Annotated in this window: 1 tRNA gene; it reads left to right on the forward strand. The window is 47.5% G+C overall.

What is annotated here, in order from left to right:
• The first annotated feature begins 94 nt into the window (after positions 1-94).
• Positions 95-168 (forward strand) — tRNA-Trp (locus ADA42_RS04985).
• The last annotated feature ends 70 nt before the right edge of the window (positions 169-238 follow it).

Raw genomic sequence — 238 nt, forward strand, 5'->3', positions numbered from 1 at the left:
CAGCGCCGCAAGGTGTAAGAGTTCGAGTCTCTTCGCCCCCACCAACTTAAAACTGAAGTAGTTTTAAGTGACCTGAAAACAGGTCAGATGTTAAAGAGGATTGGTGTAATGGTAGCATGACGGTCTCCAAAACCGTTCGTCAAGGTTCGAGTCCTTGATCCTCTGCCAGATATTGTTGTAAATACCCAGGTTTTGGGGGCGTGGCGAAATTGGTAGACGCACTGGATTTAGGTTCCAG

The organism is Acinetobacter sp. 243_ASPC, assembly GCF_001054715.1.
GTDB lineage: Bacteria > Pseudomonadota > Gammaproteobacteria > Pseudomonadales > Moraxellaceae > Acinetobacter > Acinetobacter soli.